Genomic DNA, 17955 nt, shown 5'->3' on the forward strand with positions numbered 1-17955 from the left:
GTTGCGATGCCACGGTGAGTACCGTTGAGGTTATGGCTGACCTGCCTTTCGGTTTCTCCTCCGGGGAGGACCCCGACAAGCCCGGGAAGAAAGACCCGGATTCGGGCTCGAACCCGTCCGACCCGTTCGCCGCGTTCGGCATCAGCGGCGAGTTCGGCATGGGCGATCTGGGGCAGATCTTCACCCAACTGGGTCAGATGTTTTCCAGCGCCGGCAGCGCTTCGGCCGGCGGAAGCGATTCGGGGCCGGTCAATTACGAGTTGGCGCGCCGGGTGGCGTCGAACTCGATCGGCTTCGTGGCGCCGATCCCGGCCACCACCAACTCGGCGATCGCCGATGCCGTGCACCTCGCCGAAACCTGGCTGGACGGCGCGACGGCGCTGCCGGCGGGCACCGCCAAGGCGGTGGGTTGGACGCCGGCCGACTGGGTGGACAACACGCTGGGAACCTGGAAGCGGCTGTGCGATCCGATGGCCCAACAGATTTCGACGGTGTGGGCCGCCTCGCTGCCCGAAGAGGCCAAGAGCATGGCCGGGCCGCTGCTGCAGATGATGTCGCAGATGGGTGGGATGGCGTTCGGCTCGCAGCTCGGGCAGGCGCTGGGCCGCTTGTCCCGCGAGGTGCTGACCTCAACGGACATCGGTTTACCGTTGGGGCCCAAGGGAATTGCCGCGATACTGCCCGACGCCGTGGAGTCGTTCGCCTCCGGCCTGGAGCGCCCGCGCAGCGAGATCCTGACGTTCCTGGCCGCGCGGGAGGCCGCGCATCACCGGCTGTTCAGTCACGTCCCCTGGCTGGCCAGCCAGCTGCTGGGCGCCGTCGAGGCCTATGCGATGGGCATGCAGATCGACATGTCCGGCATCGAGGAGCTGGCCCGCGACTTCAACCCCGCGTCGCTGTCGGATCCCGCGGCGATCGAAAACCTGCTCGGCCAAGGCGTTTTCGAGCCCAAGGCGACGCCGGCTCAGACGCAGGCACTGGAGCGTCTGGAAACGCTGCTGGCCCTGATCGAGGGCTGGGTGCAGGTGGTGGTGGCCGCCGCGCTGGGCGACCGGATCCCGGGCGCGGCCGCGCTGGCCGAGACGCTGCGCCGGCGCCGGGCCAGCGGCGGCCCGGCCGAGCAGACGTTCGCCACGCTGGTCGGGCTGGAGCTGCGGCCCCGCAAGATGCGCGAAGCCGCCGCGTTGTGGGAGCGCCTCACCGAGGCCGCCGGGGTGGACGCCCGCGACGGCATCTGGCAACACCCCGACCTGCTGCCCGACGCCGACGACCTCGACGACCCCGCGGCGTTCATCGACCGGGTGATCGGCGGCGACACCAGCGGCATCGACGAGGCGATCGCCCGGCTCGAGCAGGAGGGCCCGGACAGCCCCGGTTCCGGCGGCGGCGATACCTGAGCACCGCGGAACGGATATCCCGGAACTGATGACAAGGACCCGCCTGATTATCAGTTGGCTCGCTCCTGGCGGGCACCGGATGTTCTCAGCGTCTCGTCGGTTCGGCTGTGGATAACTGAGCCGCGCGGTCGCTGCCGGCGTGCCACAGTGCAGCGGTGCCCGCAGCCGCCGTTTCCACCCCCGCAACCACCTACGCGCTGGATCCGGCGATGCCGGTGCTGTTGCGGCCCGACGGCGCCGTGCAGGTTGGCTGGGATCCCCGCCGCGCGGTGCTGGTGCGTCCACCGCGGGGCCTGGCCGCCGCCGAACTGGCCACGCTGCTGCGGTCCATGTGCTCGCCCACCCCGCTGTCGGAGCTGCAGCACCGTGCGCTCGAGCACGGCCTGACCGACGCCGACGGCCTGAAAAATCTCGTCACCCAACTGGTCGGCGCCGGGGTGGCGAGCGAATGCGGGCGGTCGGGCGGGCGGGCGCCGTCGGTGCGCATCCACGGCCGCGGCCCGCTGTCGGAGCTGCTGGTGGAGTCGTTGCGCTGCTCGGGCGCCCGGATCGCGCACAGCAGCCAGCCGCACGCCGCGGTGTCGGGCGACGACGTCGACCTGGTGGTGCTCTCGGACTACCTGGTGGCCGACCCGCGCCTGGTGCGCGACCTGCACGAGCAGGGCGTCGCGCATCTGCCGGTGCGGGTGCGCGACGGCGTCGGGCTGGTGGGCCCGTTGGTGATCCCGGGCGTGACCAGCTGCCTGTCGTGCGCGGATCTGCACCGCCGGGACCGCGACGCGGCCTGGCCGGTGATCTGCGCGCAGCTGCGCGACACCGTCGGAGTCGCCGACCGGGCCACCGTGCTGGCGACCGGCGCGCTGGCGCTCAGCCAGGTGAACCGGGTGATCGCGGCGGTGCGCGGGCAGCCGGCGGCGTCCGATCCGGCCCCACCCCAGACGCTCAACGCGACCCTCGAATTCGACCTGCACGCCGGCGCCATCGTCGCCCGCCGGTGGGACCGGCATCCCTTGTGTCCCTGCTGATGCGGGCGCACTCGGGCCGGCCCTATCACGCTGACCTGCGCCACCGAGGTGTGACAACCTCCGTTGTCGCCGTCTCTCCCCATCGCGCTGGCCATCATGGATGATGGTTACGTGTCGGATATCAAACGGGGACGTGCCGCGCGCAACGCGAAGCTGGCCAGCATTCCGGTCGGATTCGCCGGCCGGGCGGCGATCGGATTCGGTAAACGCCTGACCGGTAAGTCCAGGGACGAGGTCCAGGCCGAGCTCCTGGAAAAGGCCGCCAACCAGTTGTTCACCGTGCTGGGTGAGCTCAAGGGCGGCGCGATGAAGGTGGGTCAGGCGCTGTCGGTGCTCGAGGCCGCGGTTCCCGAGGAATTCGGCGAGCCCTACCGCGAAGCGCTGACCAAGCTGCAGAAGGACGCCCCGCCGCTGCCCGCGGCGAAGGTGCACCGGGTGCTCGACGCGCAGCTGGGCACCAAGTGGCGGGAGCGGTTCAGTTCGTTCGACGACACCCCGGTGGCCTCGGCCAGCATCGGCCAGGTGCACAAGGGGGTGTGGTCCGACGGCCGCGAGGTCGCCGTCAAGATCCAGTACCCGGGCGCCGACGAGGCGCTGCGGGCCGACCTCAAGACCATGCAGCGCCTGGTCGGGGTGTTCAAGCAGCTCGCGCCCGGCGCCGACGTCCAGGGCGTGGTCGACGAGCTGATCGAGCGCACCGAGATGGAGCTGGACTACCGGCTGGAGGCCGAGAACCAGCGCGCCTTCGCCAAGGCGTACCAGGACCACCCGCACTTCGCGGTGCCGCGGATCGTGGCCAGCGCGCCCAAGGTGGTGATCCAGGAGTGGATGCAGGGCATCCCGATGGCCGAGATCATCCGGCACGGCACCACCGAGCAGCGCGACCTGATGGGCACCCGGCTGCTGGAGCTCACCTTCGACGCGCCGCGGCGGCTGGGCATGCTGCACGGCGACGCGCACCCGGGCAACTTCATGCTGCTGCCCGACGGCCGGATGGGCGTGATCGACTTCGGCGCCGTCGCGCCACTGCCCGACGGCTTGCCCGTCGAACTCGGCATGACGATCCGGTTGGCCCGCGACAAGAACTACGACCTGCTGTTGCCGACGATGGAGAAGGCCGGGTTCATCCAGAAGGGCCAGCAGGTGTCCGTGCGCGACATCGACGACATGCTGCGTCAGTACGTCGAGCCGGTCGAGGTCGAGGTGTTCCACTACACCCGCAAGTGGCTGCAGAAGATGTCCGCCATCGAGATCGACCGGTCGGTGTCGCAGATCCGCACCGCCCGGCAGATGGACCTGCCGCCCAAGCTCGTGATCCCGATGCGGGTGATCATGTCGGTGGCCGCCATCTTGTGCCAGCTGGACGCCCACGTGCCGATCAAGGCGCTGTCCGAAGAGCTGGTGCCCGGCTTCGCCGAACCCGACAACGCCATCGTCTAGAAACGCTGGCTGCTAGGCCGCCGCTCCGGCGCGCCGGCCGTCCTTGCGGGGACGCCCGCGGGGTCGTTTGAAGCCCAGCACCGCGCCGCGGTCGAGGATTTCGCCGCCCCACACGCCCCAGGGTTCGGCGCGCTCCAGCGCGGCCGCCAGGCACTGGCGGCGCACCGGGCAGCCGGCGCACAGCTGCTTGGCCCGCTCGAGATCCGCCGGCGCTTCGGCGAACCACAGATCGGGGTCGCCGACGTGGCACGGCAGGGCTTGTCTGGGGACCGTCGGTGCCGACATGTCCTATCACCTTCTTCCTGGTTCGGATTGCTCTGCTGGTAGTGATCCGGACCGGGTCGAAAGGTGGTCGACCCAACAACTATGGCCACGGATCCTGGTGACTTCGGGTCCGTGGCCATCTGGGGAAAACCGGGCTGGTGCTTACCTTGCCTTCGGCGGGCCCCCGACTCGTACGGACGCGTCGGTCGCGGCGGCGGCGCGATGCTTACGCGCGGCCGCCAGGGCGGCGGCGTGCGCGGCGTGCGCGGCGGGAAGGCCGGCCGCGGACGGGGCGGGACGGGTCGCGCGAGCCACGCCTACGCCGAACGCGTTGCCGATCATCGTGGCCGCCCTCTTTTCCGTCCCGCTGAGTTTCCGTACTGCCGGGTTGCGGTATCGAGGGTAAACGGTGCCCGTCGGTCACCACAACCGATTTTGTGACCTGCGGATTCGCCGGGTCAGCGACCGCGGACCAGCTCCAGCACGTCGGGGCCGTACTGCTCGAGCTTGCGCGCGCCGATGCCGGGAATCGCGATCAGCGCCTGTTCGTCGCCGGGCCGCAGCTCGGCGATGGCGATCAGGGTGTTGTCGGTGAACACGACGTAGGCGGGCACCTTCTGTTCCTTGGCGACGTCCAGCCGCCACGCCTTGAGCCGCACCAGCAGGTCCTCGTCGATGTCGGCGGCACACGTCTCGCAACGTCGCAGCATGACGGCCGCCGGGGTGGTCAGGTTGTTGTTGCAGATCCGGCAGCGGGTGGCGGCGTTGCGGTTGCGGCGGGACCTGGTCGGCGCCGCCTCGGCCCGGGTCTGGGGTGCGATGCCGTTGAGGAATCGCGACGGCTTGCGGCTCTGCCGCCCGCCCGGGCTGCGGGCCAACGCCCAGCTGAGCGCCAAATATGTTCTGGCCCTGGTGATTCCGACGTAGAGCAGCCGCCGCTCCTCCTCGACCGCCTCGCTGTCGGCGCCGTGCGCCAGCGCGTGCGAGATGGGTAGCGTGCCGTCGGCCAGGCCGACCAGAAACACCGCGTCCCACTCGAGTCCCTTGGCGGCGTGCAGCGACGCCAGCGCGACGCCCTGCACCACGGGTGGGTGCCGTGCGTCGGCGCGCATCCGCAGTTCGGTCAGCAGGCCGGCGAAGTCCAGCTGCGGACGCCGCGCCACCTCGTCGTCGACCAGTTCGGCCAGCGCGCGCAGCGCCTCCCAGCGCTCCCGGGCCCGGGTGCCGACCGGCTCGTCGGCCGTCAGCCCCAGCGGTTCCAGCACCGCGCGCACCACCGCCGGCAGCGGCTCTTCTCGGGCGCCCTCGCCCTCGCGCTCGGCGGCGCGCTGCAGCGCCAGCAGGGCCTGCTTGATCTCCTGGCGGTTGAAGAACCCCTCGCCGCCGCGAACCTGATAGGGGATGCCGACCTCGGTCAGCGCCTCCTCGTAGATCTCCGACTGGGCGTTGACCCGGTAGAGCACCGCGATCTCCGAGGCGGGGGTGCCCGATTCGATCAGCCGCGCAATCGATTTGGCGACGGCGGCGGCCTCGGCCGGTTCGTCGGGATGCTCGTGGAAGGTCGGCACCGGACCCGGCGGCCGCTGCCCGACCAGGTGCAGCTTGCTGCCGGCCACCCGGCCGCGGGCCGCGGCGATCACCTGGTTGGCCAGCGACACCACCTGCGGGGTGGAGCGGTAGTCGCGTTCCAGCCGCACCACGGTCGCGTCGGGGAACCGGCGGGAGAAGTCGAGCAGGAACCTCGGGGAGGCCCCGGTGAACGAGTAGATGGTCTGGTTGGCGTCCCCCACCACGGTCAGGTCGTCGCGATCACCCAGCCAGGCGGCCAGCACCCGCTGCTGCAACGGGGTGACGTCCTGATATTCGTCGACCACGAAGCAGCGGTAGCGGTCGCGGAACTCCTCGGCGACCGCCGGGTCGTTTTCGATCGCCGCCGCGGTGTGCAGCAGCAGGTCGTCGAAATCGAGCAGGGTGACGTGGTCGCCGCGGGCCTTGAGGGCTTCGTAGGCGGCGTACACGCCGGCGACCCTCGCGGCGTCCAGCGGAATGTCCCGCCCGGCGGCGGCCACCGCGGCCGGGTATTCCTCCGGGCCGATCAGCGACGCCTTGGCCCACTCGATCTCGCCGGCCAGGTCGCGCACGTCGTCGGTGCTGGCGTTGATCCGGGTGCGGCTGGCCGCCCGGGCCACCACCGCGAACTTGCTGTCCAGCAGCTGCCAGCCGGTGTCGCCGACCACCCGCGGCCAGAAATAGCGCAGCTGCCGGTGGGCGGCGGCGTGAAAGGTCAGCGCCGAGACCGAGCCCACCGCCGCGTCGGTGCCCGCCGCGGCGGCGAGCGCCCGCAGCCGCGAGCGCATCTCCCCCGCCGCGCGCTGGGTGAAGGTGACCGCCAGCACCTGATTGGCGGCGACATGACCGCCCGCGACCAGCTGGGCGATCCGGTGGGTGATGGTGCGGGTCTTGCCGGTGCCGGCGCCGGCCAGCACACAGACCGGCCCGCGCGGGGCCAGCACGGCTTCGCGTTGCTCGTCGTCCAGCCCGGCGGTCAAGGGATCGGCGAGGGTCGGCATGGCGTCCATCTTGGCTTCCCATACTGACAAGTCGGTGACGAACGCGGTGCATCGCGCCCCGGCGAGTCGGCCCGCTCCTGCGCATCCCGCTGCGCGGAATGCTTCGTCGCCGGGCTACGTTATCCGGCTATGACCTCTGCCCCGCTCACCGTTTACACCACGTCGTGGTGCGGCTACTGCCACCGGCTGATGACCGTGCTCAAGTCCAACGGCATCCCCTACGAGGCGGTCGACATCGAACACGACCCCGCCGCCGCCGACTTCGTCAGCTCGGTCAACGGCGGCAACAAGACGGTTCCGACGGTGAAGTTCGCCGACGGTTCCACACTGACCAACCCCAGCGCCGCGCAGGTTAAGGCCAAGCTGGCCGAAGCCGGCAACTGACCACCGGGTCAGTCGAGCGCGGCCCAGGATTCGATGATCACCCGCGCGATCGAAATCGACCCGGGCAGAAGGAGTTTCGACTCCGAGTCGGACGACCAGTCCCCGGCCGCCAGTGCGGCGCGCACCTCGTCGCGGGTGAACCACGCCGCCTCGGCGATCTCGCCGTCGTTGAACGCGAAGTCCTGCGCCGGGTCGGCGACGGCGTGGAAGCCGACCATCAGCGAGCGCGGGAACGGCCACGGCTGGCTGCCCAGGTAGCGCACGTCGCGCACGGTCAGCCCGATCTCCTCGCGGACCTCGCGGGCGACACACACCTCGAACGACTCCCCGGCCTCGACGAATCCGGCCAGCAGCGAGAACATCCGCTCCGGCCACACCGCCTGACGGGCCAGCACCGCGCGGTCGCCGCCGTCGTGCACCAGGCAGATCACCGCCGGGTCGATGCGCGGGAACTCCTCGTGCCCGGTGACCGGGTTGACCCGCGACCAGCCCGCCCGGGCCGGCCTGGTCGGCGAGCCGTCCACCGAGCTGAACCGCGACCGCTCGTGCCAGTTCAGCAGCGCGACGGCCGAGGACATCAGCTGGCTGCTGGTGTCGTCGAAGATCGGGCCGAGGCTGCGCAGGTTCACCACCTCGGCGCGCACCTCGGGATCATCCGGTGCCTGCAGCGCGCCGCGGATGGCCCACACGTGCCGGCCGTCCTCGAGGCGCCCCAAAAACACCGCCTCCGGCGGGGGCTTGTCACCCAGTTCGGCGGCGGCGCCCAGCACCACCCGGCCGTCGGCGACGAGCACCTGGTTGCGCGAGTCCACCCGCAGCAGCGCCGCGTCGGCCCAGCCCGCCGCGGCGGCCTCGACATCGGTGCGCAACTGGTCGGCCCGATCGGCGCCCACCCGCGACAGCAGCGGAACGCTGCGCAGCTGAAAGTCCGCGATCGCCATCAATGCCCCGCGCTGCGGATGTAGAGCAACCGGTCGTTGGCCTCGACCGCGTCCACCTCGGGGGCGTCGATGCGCAGCAGCCGGCCGTCGCGCACCACGCCGAGCACGATGTCGCGCAGGTGCCGGGGCGAGCCGCCGATCTCGGACTGCTCGACCTCCCGCTCGGCGATCGCCAACCCGACGTCGGGCGTCAGCAGGTCCTCGATCATCTCCACCACGCTCGGGGTGGTGGTGGCCAGGCCGAGCAGCCGGCCCGCCGTCGCCGACGACACCACCACCGAGTCCGCGCCCGACTGCTGCAGCAGGTGCTGATTCTCGGCCTCCCGGATCGAGGCGACGATCTTGGCGTGCGGCGCGATCTCGCGCGCGGTCAGCGTCACCAGCACGGCGGTGTCGTCGCGGCTGGTGGCCACGATGATGGACGCCGCGTGCTGGGCCCCGGCCAGCCGCAGCACGTCGGCCTTGGTGGCGTCGCCGTGCACGGTGACCAGGTCCGCGCTCTCGGCGTGCTCGAGGGTGCTGCGATCGGTGTCGACGACGACGACCTCGGCCTGGGTGGTCTCGTCGCCCAGGATGGCGGCGACGGCGGTTTTGCCCTTGGTGCCGTAGCCGATCACGATGGTGTGGTTGCGCACTCTGCTCCTCCAACGCTGAATCTTCCACCCTTGGCGGGACCGCTCGGAGAGCACTTCCAGCGTGGTGCCGACCAACACGGCCAAAAAGGCGATCCGCAGCGCGGTGAAGATCAGGGTGTGCACCAGGCGGGCGGTCTCGGTGTAGGGCGTGATGTCGCCGTAGCCGGTGGTCGACAGGGACACCGCCGAGAAATACACGCAGTCCAGAAAGGTCAGCGACCCGCCCCTAAGATCCCGGTAGCCGGACCGGTCGGCGTAGACGATGACGGCGGCGGCGAACAGCACCACCAGCGCGATGGCCAGGCGCCGGGTGATGACGCGGATGGGGCTGGCGTGCTCCTCGGGAATGCGCACCACGCCGACCAACTGGTGGCCGCGCTGGGCGGCCAGCGTCTGATTCAGACCGCTCAGCTTTCGCGACCTACCGTTGCGCACGGCGGTCCGTCATCGCCTTGACTGCTGCGCTCGGGACACGGGTCTTATGTAACCACGGGAACCGGTCGCCCAATACTCGGGCGGCGCGGGTCACACCGGCGCGGTCGGTGCGAGCAGACCGGCCAACTCGTCGGACGTCGGCAGCGCCTCGGGAACCACCGTGGTGCGCGCCCGCACGTAGTGGAAGGCGGTGCGCACCGACGACTCGGGCACCTTCGCCAGCGCCGCCCAGGCCAGGCGGTACACGGCGAGCTGGACGGCGGCCTGGCGCATCGCTTCCGGGCTGTCCGGTGGCGCACCGGTTTTCCAGTCCACCACGGTGGCGCCGCCGTCCGATTCGGCGAACACCGCGTCGATGCGGCCGCGGACCAGCGTGTCACCGATCGGCATTTCGAACGGCACCTCGACGGCGACGGGAGTCCTTGCAGCCCAAGGTGATTCGAGGAATGCGGCCTGCAGCTCGGCCAATTCCGCGGTGTCGCCGACGTCGGAGTCCGCCGCGCCCGGCAGGTCGCCGAGCTCGAACAGGCACTCGGCGCCGTAGAACTTCTGAACCCACGCGTGAAACGCGTTGCCCAGCAACGCATGCGGCTCCGGCCGGGACGGCAGCCGGTGCCTCAGCCGCTGCGCGGCCCCGGCCGGGTCGCGGGCCAGGCCGACCAGCGAGCTGACCGACAGCTGGCCCGGCAGGACCTGCGGCGGCGGCCCAGTCACTCGGGCCCGCTCGGCCAGCAGCGCGTCGACGTCGGCGGCCCAGCCCTCGACGTCGGCGCCCGGATCACCCGGTTCGGCCGCCATCGCCTGCCGCACCAGCGCCGCACCGCGCTCGACCTCACCGCGCCGGGACGCCAGCGGATCGGCCGGCCATACAGCCTCGACGACGTTGTCGCGCAGCGGGTTTCGTTCGCCGTCGGCGGGCGCCGACGCCCACTGCTCCACCGTTCCGCAGGGGTCGCCGGCCGCGGCCGAGGCGTCGATGACGTCCTTGATCTCGCAGAGGAAGTCCGACGGGCCGCGCGGTTTGATGCCGGTGGCCGCCCAGTGGTGCCCGGATACCAGCAGGGTGTCTTCGGCCCGGGTGACCGCGACGTACAACAGGCGGCGTTCCTCGTCGACGCGCCGCTGCTCGAGCTGGCGGCGGTGCTCGGAGATCTTGTCCGACAACTGCTTGCGGTTGGTGACGTCGGAGGTGTCGAGCACCGGGATGCCCAACGCGCCCGGGCGGGCGCGGTCGCCGCGCAGCAGCGGCGGCAGCTCCGCGGCGTCGGTGAGCCAGGTGGTCTTGGCGGTGGTGGAGGGAAAGACGCCGCCCGACAGGCGCGCCACCGCCACCAGCTGCCACTCCAGCCCCTTCGCCGAGTGCACGGTCAGCACCTGGACGCGGTCACGTGCGACCGCCAATGGTGCTGCCGGCAAGCCATTTTCGACCGACTCGGCGACATCCAGGAAGGCCAGCAGACCGGCCACGGAGGCGGAGGCCGACGCGTCGGTGCCGCCGGTGTCGGCGCGTTCGGCGTAGCCGGCGACGACGTCGGCGAACGCGTCCAGATGCTCGGTGCCGGCCCAGCCCGCCGCGGCCGCGGCGCGGACTTCGCAATCCAGGCCCACCACCCGACGCACCTCGGCCACCAGGTCGCCGAGCGGCTGGTCGAGGTGGGCGCGCAGAGCGCTCAGCTCGGCGGCCAGCGCGGCGATGCGCGCATACCCCGCAGCCGAATACCCTTCGGCCGGGCCGGGATCGGCGATCGCGTCGGCCAGACACACGGCGTCGGCTTCGACGTTGCGGGGATCGGCGGCGCTGGCGATCGCCTCGGCCGTGGCCGGCCCGCCGGCCGCCCCGGCGCCACCGAGGGCGCGGGCGCGTTGCCACAGCGCGGCCAGGTCGCGGGCGCCGAGGCGCCAGCGCGGGCCGGTTAGCACCCGCATCGCGGCCGCCCCGGCGGTCGGATCGGCGACCAGCCGCAGCATGGCCACCAGCTCGGCGACCTCGGGCACGGACAGCAACCCGGCCAGCCCGACGACCTCTACCGGGATCCCGCGGGCCCGCAGCGCGTCGGCGATGGGCGCGGCGTCGGCGTTGCGGCGCACCAGCACCGCGGCCGTGGGCGGGCTGACGCCGTCCGCCCGGGCCCGGCGGTAGTGGGCGTCGATGTGGTCGGCGATCCATTGGCGTTCGGCGACCACGTCGGGCAGCAGTGCGCAGCGCACGGTGCCCGGCGGGGCGTCCGGCCGCGGGCGCAGGGCATGCACGGCCACCGAACGCCGGCGCGCCTCGGCCGAGATCGCGTTGGCCACCCGCAGCGTGCGGGGCGGATTGCGCCAGCTGGTCCGCAGCTCGAGCACCGGCGCGGGGGTGCCGTCGGACCGGGGGAAGTCGGTGGTGAACCGGGGCAGGTTGGTCGCCGAGGCGCCGCGCCAGCCGTAGATCGACTGGATGGGGTCGCCGACGGCGGTCAAGGCCAGCCCGTCGTCGACACCGCCGCCGAACAGCGCCGACAGCGCGATGCGCTGGGCGTGGCCGGTGTCCTGGTATTCGTCCAGCAGCACCACCCGGTAGCGGCCGCGCAGGTCGGCGCCGACCTGCGGGAAGGCCGCGGCCAGCCGCGCCGCGGACGCCATCTGCATGCCGAAGTCCATCACCTTGACCGCGCGCATCCGCTCGTCGAGCGCCTCCAGCAGCGGGACCAGCTCGGCCCGCTCCGACTGGGTGCCCGACAGCCGCAGCAGCCATTGGCTGGGGCCGCGGTCACGCTGGTACGGGCCGGCGGGCAGGGCATGCACGAGCCGCTCCAGTTCCAGGTGGGTCTCGCGCAGCTGGGAGGTGTCCACCAGGTGTTCGGCCAGCTGTCCCCACAGCCGCAGCACCATCGAGGTGACCGCGGCCGGCGTCTTGTCGGTCCGCAGCGGCCCGCGGTATCGGTTCACCACGTCGAAAGCCAGCTGCCACAACTCGGTTTCGCTGAGCAGCCGGGTGTCCGGCTCGACCGGCAGCAGCAGGCCGTAGTCGCGCAGCAGCGAGCCGGCGAAGGCGTGATAGGTGCTGACCACCGGGGCGGCTTCGGGGTCGACGGCACCGTGGTTCGGGCTCGCCGCCCCCAACCCGACGCCGGCCAACCGGGCCAGCCGGGAGCGGACCCGGCGCAACAGCTGGCCGGCGGCCTTGCGGGTGAACGTCAGCCCCAGCACCTGGCCGGGGTGGGCGTAGCCGTTGGCGATCAGCCACACCACCCGGGCGGCCATGGTCTCGGTCTTGCCGGCACCGGCTCCCGCGATGACGACCAGCGGCCCCGGCGGCGCGGCGATGACGGCGGCCTGCTCCTCGGTTGGCGGGAAAAGCGCCAGGGCGCAAGCCAATTCGCGGGGGCTGTAGCGGTCGCTCATCGGCCGGACCCGTCGGCGTGGGCGGGGCAGCAGGGCCGCAGGGGGCAGTGGGTGCAGCCGTCGTTGCGCCGCGCGATGAACTGCGGACCGGCCGTCGCGTCCGCCGCCCGCCGCAGCGCCTCGCGCCACTGGTCGGCGGCGGCCGCCGTCAGCGGATCCTGCTCGCGCTCGACCACCCCCGATGCCGCGGTCTTGCCGACGTAAACCAGCCGCGCCCCACCGGGTTCGGCGTCGCCGCCGGCGGCGCCGAGCAAGCCGTGCGCCACCGCCAGCTGATACAACGCCAGCTGCGCGTGTTGCTGGGCGTCGTCCTTGCTGACCGGGGTCTTGCCGGTTTTGACGTCGACGATCACCAGCCGACCGGCGGCGTCGCGCTCCACCCGGTCCACCCGGCCGCGCAGCCGGACCTCGCGGCCGTCACCGGTGGACAGCGTGCCGTCGATCTCGACCTCGACGCCGACCTCGGTCAGCGCGCCGCGGGTGTTCGCCCGCCACTGCGCGAACGCCTCCAGCATCGCGCGGTGGCGGGCCAGCTCGTTGTCCGAATGCCATTGCGCGGCAAAGGGTAAGTGCCGCCAGGCGCGGTCCAGCTCGGCCACCAGTTCGGCCGGGCTGCGGTGCGGTTGGGCGATCAGCGCGTGCACCACCGAACCGATGGCCGAGCGCAGGTCGCGCGGGTCGGTGCCGCCATGCCGTTCGGCCAGCCAGCGCAGCGGGCAGTCGGTGAGCGTCTGCATGGTCGACGGTGTCAAGGTGACGACGTCGCCACCGCCGCGCAGCGGTTCGGCGGTGCTGACCGGGATCAGGCCGTGCCAGCTGGCCGGGTCGGCGCCGGGCACCCCGGCTTGGGCCAGTCGGGCCAATTGCGTTGCCGCGCAACGACGTTCGAGCTCGTCCACGGCGCCGTCCGGCGCGCACACCACCCCGCGCAGCCGCCCCACCAGCGCGGCCGCCGACAACACCCGGGGCGCCGAAACAGGCTGCAGGGCAGCGGGTTCGGCGTCTTCGCCGGCCCACTGCGCGATTTCGTAGCAGAACGGCGACGGCAGCGCCGCCTCGCGATCCGACCCGTCGGTGTCGCTGTCCACCGCCGTCACCAGCAGCCGCCGCCGGGCCCGGCCCATGGCCGCCACCAGCAACCTGCGCTCCTCGGCCAGCAGCGGCGCCCGCACGGACGCGTCGGCGCTGACCCCGTCCAGCACGTCCAGCAGCCGCTGGGTTCCCAGCACCCCGCCGCGCGGAACGGTGTTGGGCCACAACCCGTCCTGCAGCCCGGCGATCACCACGAAATCCCATTCGCGGCCCAGCGCGGCGTGCGCGCTGAGCACGCTGACCTGCTCGGCGGTGGCCACCGACTCGGGGCCGGCGCCGGGCAGCTGCAGCGCGGCGACGTGCTCGACCAGCCCGCGCAGCGACGCGCCCGAGGTGCGCGACACGTAGTCGTCGGTGATGTCGAACAGCGCGGTCACCGAGTCGAGGTCCCGGCCGGCCTGGGCGGCGGCGGGGCCGCCGCGCTCGCTGACCGACAGCCAGCGGCGCTGCAGCCCCGACTGGTGCCAGGCGGCCCACAGGATGTAGCGCGGGTCCTGACCGTCGCGGTGGCAGCACCCGGCCGCGTCCAGCACCGCGCGAACCCGGCGCAGCGCCCGGAACGGTGCACCGGGCGGCGGCGCGGTACCGGTGAGCGCCTCGACCAACAGCTCGGCGAAATCACCGGGCGGGCGTCCGGCGTTGGCGCGCTGCAGGTTTCGCCGCAGCTGCCGCAGCGACACCGGGTCGACGCGGCCGATCGGGCCGGTCAGCAACGCCAGTGCCCGCTGCCCGTCCAGGCCGTCGGCGGTGGCCAGCAGCACGGTCAGCAGCGCGCGCACCGCCGGCTGCTCGGCCAACGGCCCGCTCGCCGCCGGCGCGGTCACCGGCACCCCGGCGGCGGCCAGCGCCCGCGGCAACCGCGCGCCGGCCCGCGGCACCGAACGCACGATCACCGCCATCTGCGACCAGGGCACGCCGTCGACCAGGTGGGCGCGCCGCAGCGCGTCGGCGATGGCGGCCGCCTCGGCGTGCGCGGACGCGGCCAGCCGCACCGCGACCGAGCCCTCCCCCGGTCCGGCGCCCTCGATGCGGCGGCCGGCGCTGCTGCCGGGCAGCCGGCCCGCGACGCCGCTGACCGCACGCGCGACGGCCGGGGCGCAGCGGTGCGACCTGGTCAGCGTCACCGCCGGCGCCGCGCCGTCGAGCAGCGAGCCGGGATCGCCACCGCGGAAGCCGAACACCGCCTGGTTGGGGTCCCCGGCGATCAGCGCCAGATCGGCGCCCGCGGCCAGCACCCGCACCAGCCGCGCGGCCTGCGGATCCAGCTGCTGGGCGTCGTCGACCAACAGCACCCGGATCCGGCCACGCTCGGCAGCCAGCAGCTCGGCGTCGACGGCGAAGGCCTCCAGCGCCGCACCCACCAGTTCGGCGGCACCCAGCGCGGGCGTCGTCGCCTCCGGGGCGGCCGTCCCCACCGCCGCGCGCAGCAACATCACCTGTTCGTACTGGCGCGCGAACTGACCGGCGGCCACCCATTCCGGCCGTCGGCAGCGCCGGCCGAGCCGCTCCAATGCCTGAGGGTCGACACCGCGTTCGGCGCAGCGCGCCAACAGGTTTCGCAGTTCGGTGGCGAAACCCGCGGTGCTCAGCGCCGGACGCAGCGCGGCCGGCCAGGCCGTCGCCGCGCGCGGGCCGTCGGCTAGATCCCCGGCCAGCAGTTCCCGGATGATCGCGTCCTGTTCGGCGCTGGTGACCAGCCGCGGCGGCGCCTCGCCGGCGCGCTCGGCGGCGCGGCGCAACACCGCGTACGCGTAACCGTGCACGGTGCGCACCAACGGTTCGCGGACGGCCGGGCCGGCGCCCGCCGACCGCAGCAGCGCCGTCGTCAAGGCGCTGCGCTCGGCCATCGGGAGCCGGCCGGAACCGGTGAGCAGCAGCACCGATTCCGGGTTGACGCCGGCCTCGATCTGGGCGACCGCGGCGTCGACGAGCAGGCTGCTCTTGCCGGTGCCCGGCCCGCCGAGCACCCGGACGGTCCCGCGGACACCGGGCGCCAGCACGGCGCCCGCCTGCGCATCCCAGGTGAATGACATGGCTGCATGCAATCACCGGGGTGTGACAAGCGAGCGTGACCTGCACCGACACCACCTCCCTACCCTGGAAGGCGGCGCAGCGCGAACAATGGTGCTTCAACAACCGAAGGAGGGGTCCAGGACCATGAAGGACGAACGCGGCTTTCCCATCGACGAGCCGCCCGAAGGCGACGTCGCCGAGCAACAGCGGCCCGTCGATACCGACGACGAGACCGGCCTGGACACCGAGTACGTGAGTGCGGGCGATCGCGAGGCCAACGAGGCCGACGTGATCGACCAGGCCTACATCGTCTCCACCGAGGACGAGTGGGATGACGACCGCTGAGCGCGGCACCGCGGCGGGCCGCCCGCGCACCGCGACCGCGGCGGCTGGCACCATCGACGGGTGACCGCGACATTGCATGTGCACCGCTACGGCCCGCCCGGTCCGGCGCGGATCCTGGCGCTGCACGGGTTGACCGGGCACGGGCAGCGCTGGCAGCACCTGGCCGGCTTGCTGCCCGAATTCGCTTTGGCCGCACCGGATTTGGTGGGCCATGGCCGGTCCAGCTGGTCGGCGCCGTGGACCATCGACGCCAACATCTCGGCGCTGACCGACCTGCTCGACGCGCAGGCCGGCGCGCCGGTGCTGGTGGTCGGCCACTCCTTCGGGGCCGGGCTGGCGATGCACCTGGCGGCCGTGCGCCCGGACCGGGTGGCGGGGCTGCTGCTGCTGGACCCGGCGATCGGGCTGGACGGCGCTTGGATGCGCGAGATCGCCGAGGCGATGCTGTCCTCGCCGGACTATCCCGACGCCGAGGAGGCGCGGCTGGAGAAGCTGCACGGCTCGTGGTCGGATGTCGAGCCCGCGCTGCTGGACGCCGAGATCGACGAGCACCTGATCGAGCTGCCCAACGGGCGGTACGGCTGGCGGGTGTGTCTGCCGGCGATGATGTCGTACTGGAGCGAGTTGGCCCGCGACCCGGTGCTGCCGCCGGCGCAGACGGCGACGATCCTGGTGCGCGCCAAGCGAACCGCGCCGCCGTACGTCGGCGACGAACTCATCGCGGCGCTGCAGGACCGGCTGGGATCGCGGTTCCGGCTGCTGGATTTCGACTGCAACCACATGGTGCCCTACGCCAAGCCCGACGACGTCGCCGCGCTGGCTCGCGAGCTGCTCAAGGCGCGCTGACGTGGCGCCGGTGACCGACGAGCAGGTGGAGCGGGTGCGGGCGCTGGTCGCGGCCATCCCGCCCGGCAGGGTCGCCACCTACGGCGACATCGCCGCTGTCGCAGGGCTTTCCAGTGCCCGCATCGTCGGCTGGATCATGCGGACCGACTCCTCCGACCTGCCGTGGCACCGGGTGATCACCGCCTCCGGGCGCCCGGCGCGGCATCTGCGGACCCGGCAGCTGGAACTGCTGCGCGCCGAAGGCGTGCTGGCCACCGACGGCAGGATCCCGCTGCCCGAGGTCCGGCACCGGTTCGGCGCTTAGAGCACCAGCCGGACCAGCGCTGCGGTGCGGGCCAGCCCCGGAAACGCCTCGGCGGTAGACCTGGGGTGCAGCGCGTGCACGGCCAGCCGAAACATCAACGCGCGCAACAACATCTGCGGCCACTCCGGCAGGGCGTTCCAACGTTCGATGAGTCCGTCGTCGGCCTCCCCCCAGGACAACGCGTCGATGACCACCACTCCGGCCGCCCACGACGCGGGCCGCCAGTAGGGGGTGATGTCGGTGATCCCCGGCGCCGCCGAACCCACGAAAAGCACTGTGCCGTAAAGGTCGCCGTGCACCAGCTGGTTGGGGCTCTTGGTGGGCTTGCGCAGCGTGGCGAGCTGGTTGAGCAGCTCCACCGATCGCTGGGCGTCCGCCGTCGCGGGGGCCACCCGCGCCCCCGGCGGCACCGAGGCCAGCGGCCGTTCCTCCCAGGCGGCGCGGTCGGCGGCGATGAAGATGTCCACGTCGCCCCAGGGCGCCGTGGGCCCCTGGGTCAGGAAGCGGGGCCGCTCGAGTTTGCCCGTCGCCTCATGCAGGCGCACCGCCGCCGAGACGACTTCGTCGTGCCGGGGCTCCGGCGTCCCCGCGACGAAGGTGTCGGCGCGCCACCCGGACACCACGTAGCGGCCGTCGGTGGAACGGACCGGGCGGGCCAGCCGCACCCCGTCGACGAACAGCGTCTCGCGGACCCGGGCGGACCAGGCCGCGCGCGCGTTGTCGGCCACCAGTGACAGGACGACTTCGCCGCACCGCCAGCCGCCCTCCCAGCTGGCACCCAGATAGACGGGTTTAACGCCGGCCAAACCGAACGCCGACAACACATGATCCGGCGGTGGCTCGACTGTCACACCGGTACTCTAAACGAGTCCAACAAGCAGGT

General features: G+C 72.6%; 14 protein-coding genes. 7 read left to right on the forward strand and 7 right to left on the reverse strand.

The features are described 5' to 3' along the window. The first annotated feature begins 14 nt into the window (after positions 1 to 14). The 3 genes from MAA44156_RS17820 to MAA44156_RS17830 all read left to right on the forward strand — a co-directional run bounded on the left by MAA44156_RS17820 (position 15) and on the right by MAA44156_RS17830 (position 3862). On the forward strand, positions 15 to 1397 hold the full coding sequence (locus MAA44156_RS17820; RefSeq protein WP_162990984.1) for a zinc-dependent metalloprotease: 1383 nt from the start codon (positions 15 to 17) through the stop codon (positions 1395 to 1397). 155 nt (positions 1398 to 1552) lie between these two features. Beyond that, the gene (locus MAA44156_RS17825; protein WP_009978645.1) at positions 1553 to 2422 is read left to right on the forward strand and encodes a cyclodehydratase; all 870 of its coding nucleotides are present in this window, start codon (positions 1553 to 1555) and stop codon (positions 2420 to 2422) included. Between the two features lie 96 nt (positions 2423 to 2518). Next, the gene (locus MAA44156_RS17830) at positions 2519 to 3862 is read left to right on the forward strand and encodes a macrolide-binding ATPase MABP-1 (protein ID WP_003874633.1); all 1344 of its coding nucleotides are present in this window, start codon (positions 2519 to 2521) and stop codon (positions 3860 to 3862) included. Between the two features lie 12 nt (positions 3863 to 3874). Here MAA44156_RS17830 and MAA44156_RS17835 read toward each other — a convergent pair whose 3' ends face one another. Beyond that, positions 3875 to 4147 carry a WhiB family transcriptional regulator gene (locus MAA44156_RS17835; protein ID WP_011725907.1) on the reverse strand — a complete coding sequence of 91 codons (273 nt, stop codon included), beginning with the start codon at positions 4145 to 4147 and terminating at the stop codon, positions 3875 to 3877. Between the two features lie 437 nt (positions 4148 to 4584). Next, positions 4585 to 6696 (reverse strand): ATP-dependent DNA helicase UvrD2, encoded by a 2112-nt coding sequence (locus tag MAA44156_RS17840; RefSeq protein WP_009978651.1) that lies wholly within the window; start codon positions 6694 to 6696, stop codon positions 4585 to 4587. A gap of 129 nt (positions 6697 to 6825) precedes the next feature. On the opposite strand from MAA44156_RS17840, the gene mrx1 reads away from it, so the two are divergent. Beyond that, positions 6826 to 7080 (forward strand): mycoredoxin Mrx1, encoded by a 255-nt coding sequence (gene mrx1 / locus MAA44156_RS17845; protein WP_003874629.1) that lies wholly within the window; start codon positions 6826 to 6828, stop codon positions 7078 to 7080. Positions 7081 to 7088: 8 nt separating this feature from the next. Here mrx1 and nudC read toward each other — a convergent pair whose 3' ends face one another. The 4 genes from nudC to MAA44156_RS17865 form a co-directional block, all read right to left on the reverse strand. Next, positions 7089 to 8021 (reverse strand): NAD(+) diphosphatase, encoded by a 933-nt coding sequence (gene nudC, locus MAA44156_RS17850; protein WP_009978652.1) that lies wholly within the window; start codon positions 8019 to 8021, stop codon positions 7089 to 7091. After that, entirely contained in the window at positions 8021 to 9091 is a 1071-nt protein-coding gene (locus MAA44156_RS17855) for a potassium channel family protein (RefSeq protein ID WP_009978654.1), read from the reverse strand. The genes nudC and MAA44156_RS17855 overlap by 1 nt, the downstream gene beginning before the upstream one ends. A 90-nt stretch (positions 9092 to 9181) precedes the next feature. Further along, positions 9182 to 12472 (reverse strand): ATP-dependent helicase, encoded by a 3291-nt coding sequence (locus MAA44156_RS17860; RefSeq protein WP_029248580.1) that lies wholly within the window; start codon positions 12470 to 12472, stop codon positions 9182 to 9184. After that, complete coding sequence (locus MAA44156_RS17865) at positions 12469 to 15597, reverse strand: ATP-dependent helicase (protein ID WP_065370794.1); 3129 nt, start codon at positions 15595 to 15597, stop codon at positions 12469 to 12471. Before MAA44156_RS17865 ends, MAA44156_RS17860 begins: the two co-directional genes overlap by 4 nt. Positions 15598 to 15721: 124 nt before the next feature. On the opposite strand from MAA44156_RS17865, the gene MAA44156_RS17870 reads away from it, so the two are divergent. The 3 genes from MAA44156_RS17870 to MAA44156_RS17880 are packed head-to-tail and all read left to right on the forward strand — an operon-like array spanning position 15722 to position 17072. After that, positions 15722 to 15922, forward strand: coding sequence for an Rv3202a family protein (locus tag MAA44156_RS17870; protein ID WP_003874625.1), 201 nt, complete (start codon positions 15722 to 15724; stop codon positions 15920 to 15922). A 60-nt stretch (positions 15923 to 15982) separates the two neighbouring features. After that, positions 15983 to 16768: an alpha/beta fold hydrolase gene (locus MAA44156_RS17875; protein WP_009978663.1), complete on the forward strand. Its 786-nt coding sequence runs from the start codon at positions 15983 to 15985 to the stop codon at positions 16766 to 16768. Position 16769: 1 nt separating this feature from the next. Continuing rightward, complete coding sequence (locus MAA44156_RS17880; protein WP_009978664.1) at positions 16770 to 17072, forward strand: MGMT family protein; 303 nt, start codon at positions 16770 to 16772, stop codon at positions 17070 to 17072. Here the strand turns inward: MAA44156_RS17880 and MAA44156_RS17885 are convergent. After that, positions 17069 to 17923, reverse strand: a complete 855-nt coding sequence (locus MAA44156_RS17885) for a TIGR02569 family protein (protein ID WP_003874622.1) — start codon at positions 17921 to 17923, stop codon at positions 17069 to 17071. The two genes, MAA44156_RS17880 and MAA44156_RS17885, sit on opposite strands and share 4 nt — an antisense overlap. Positions 17924 to 17955: the final 32 nt, after the last annotated feature.

This window comes from Mycobacterium avium subsp. avium (assembly GCF_009741445.1).
Taxonomy (GTDB): domain Bacteria; phylum Actinomycetota; class Actinomycetes; order Mycobacteriales; family Mycobacteriaceae; genus Mycobacterium; species Mycobacterium avium.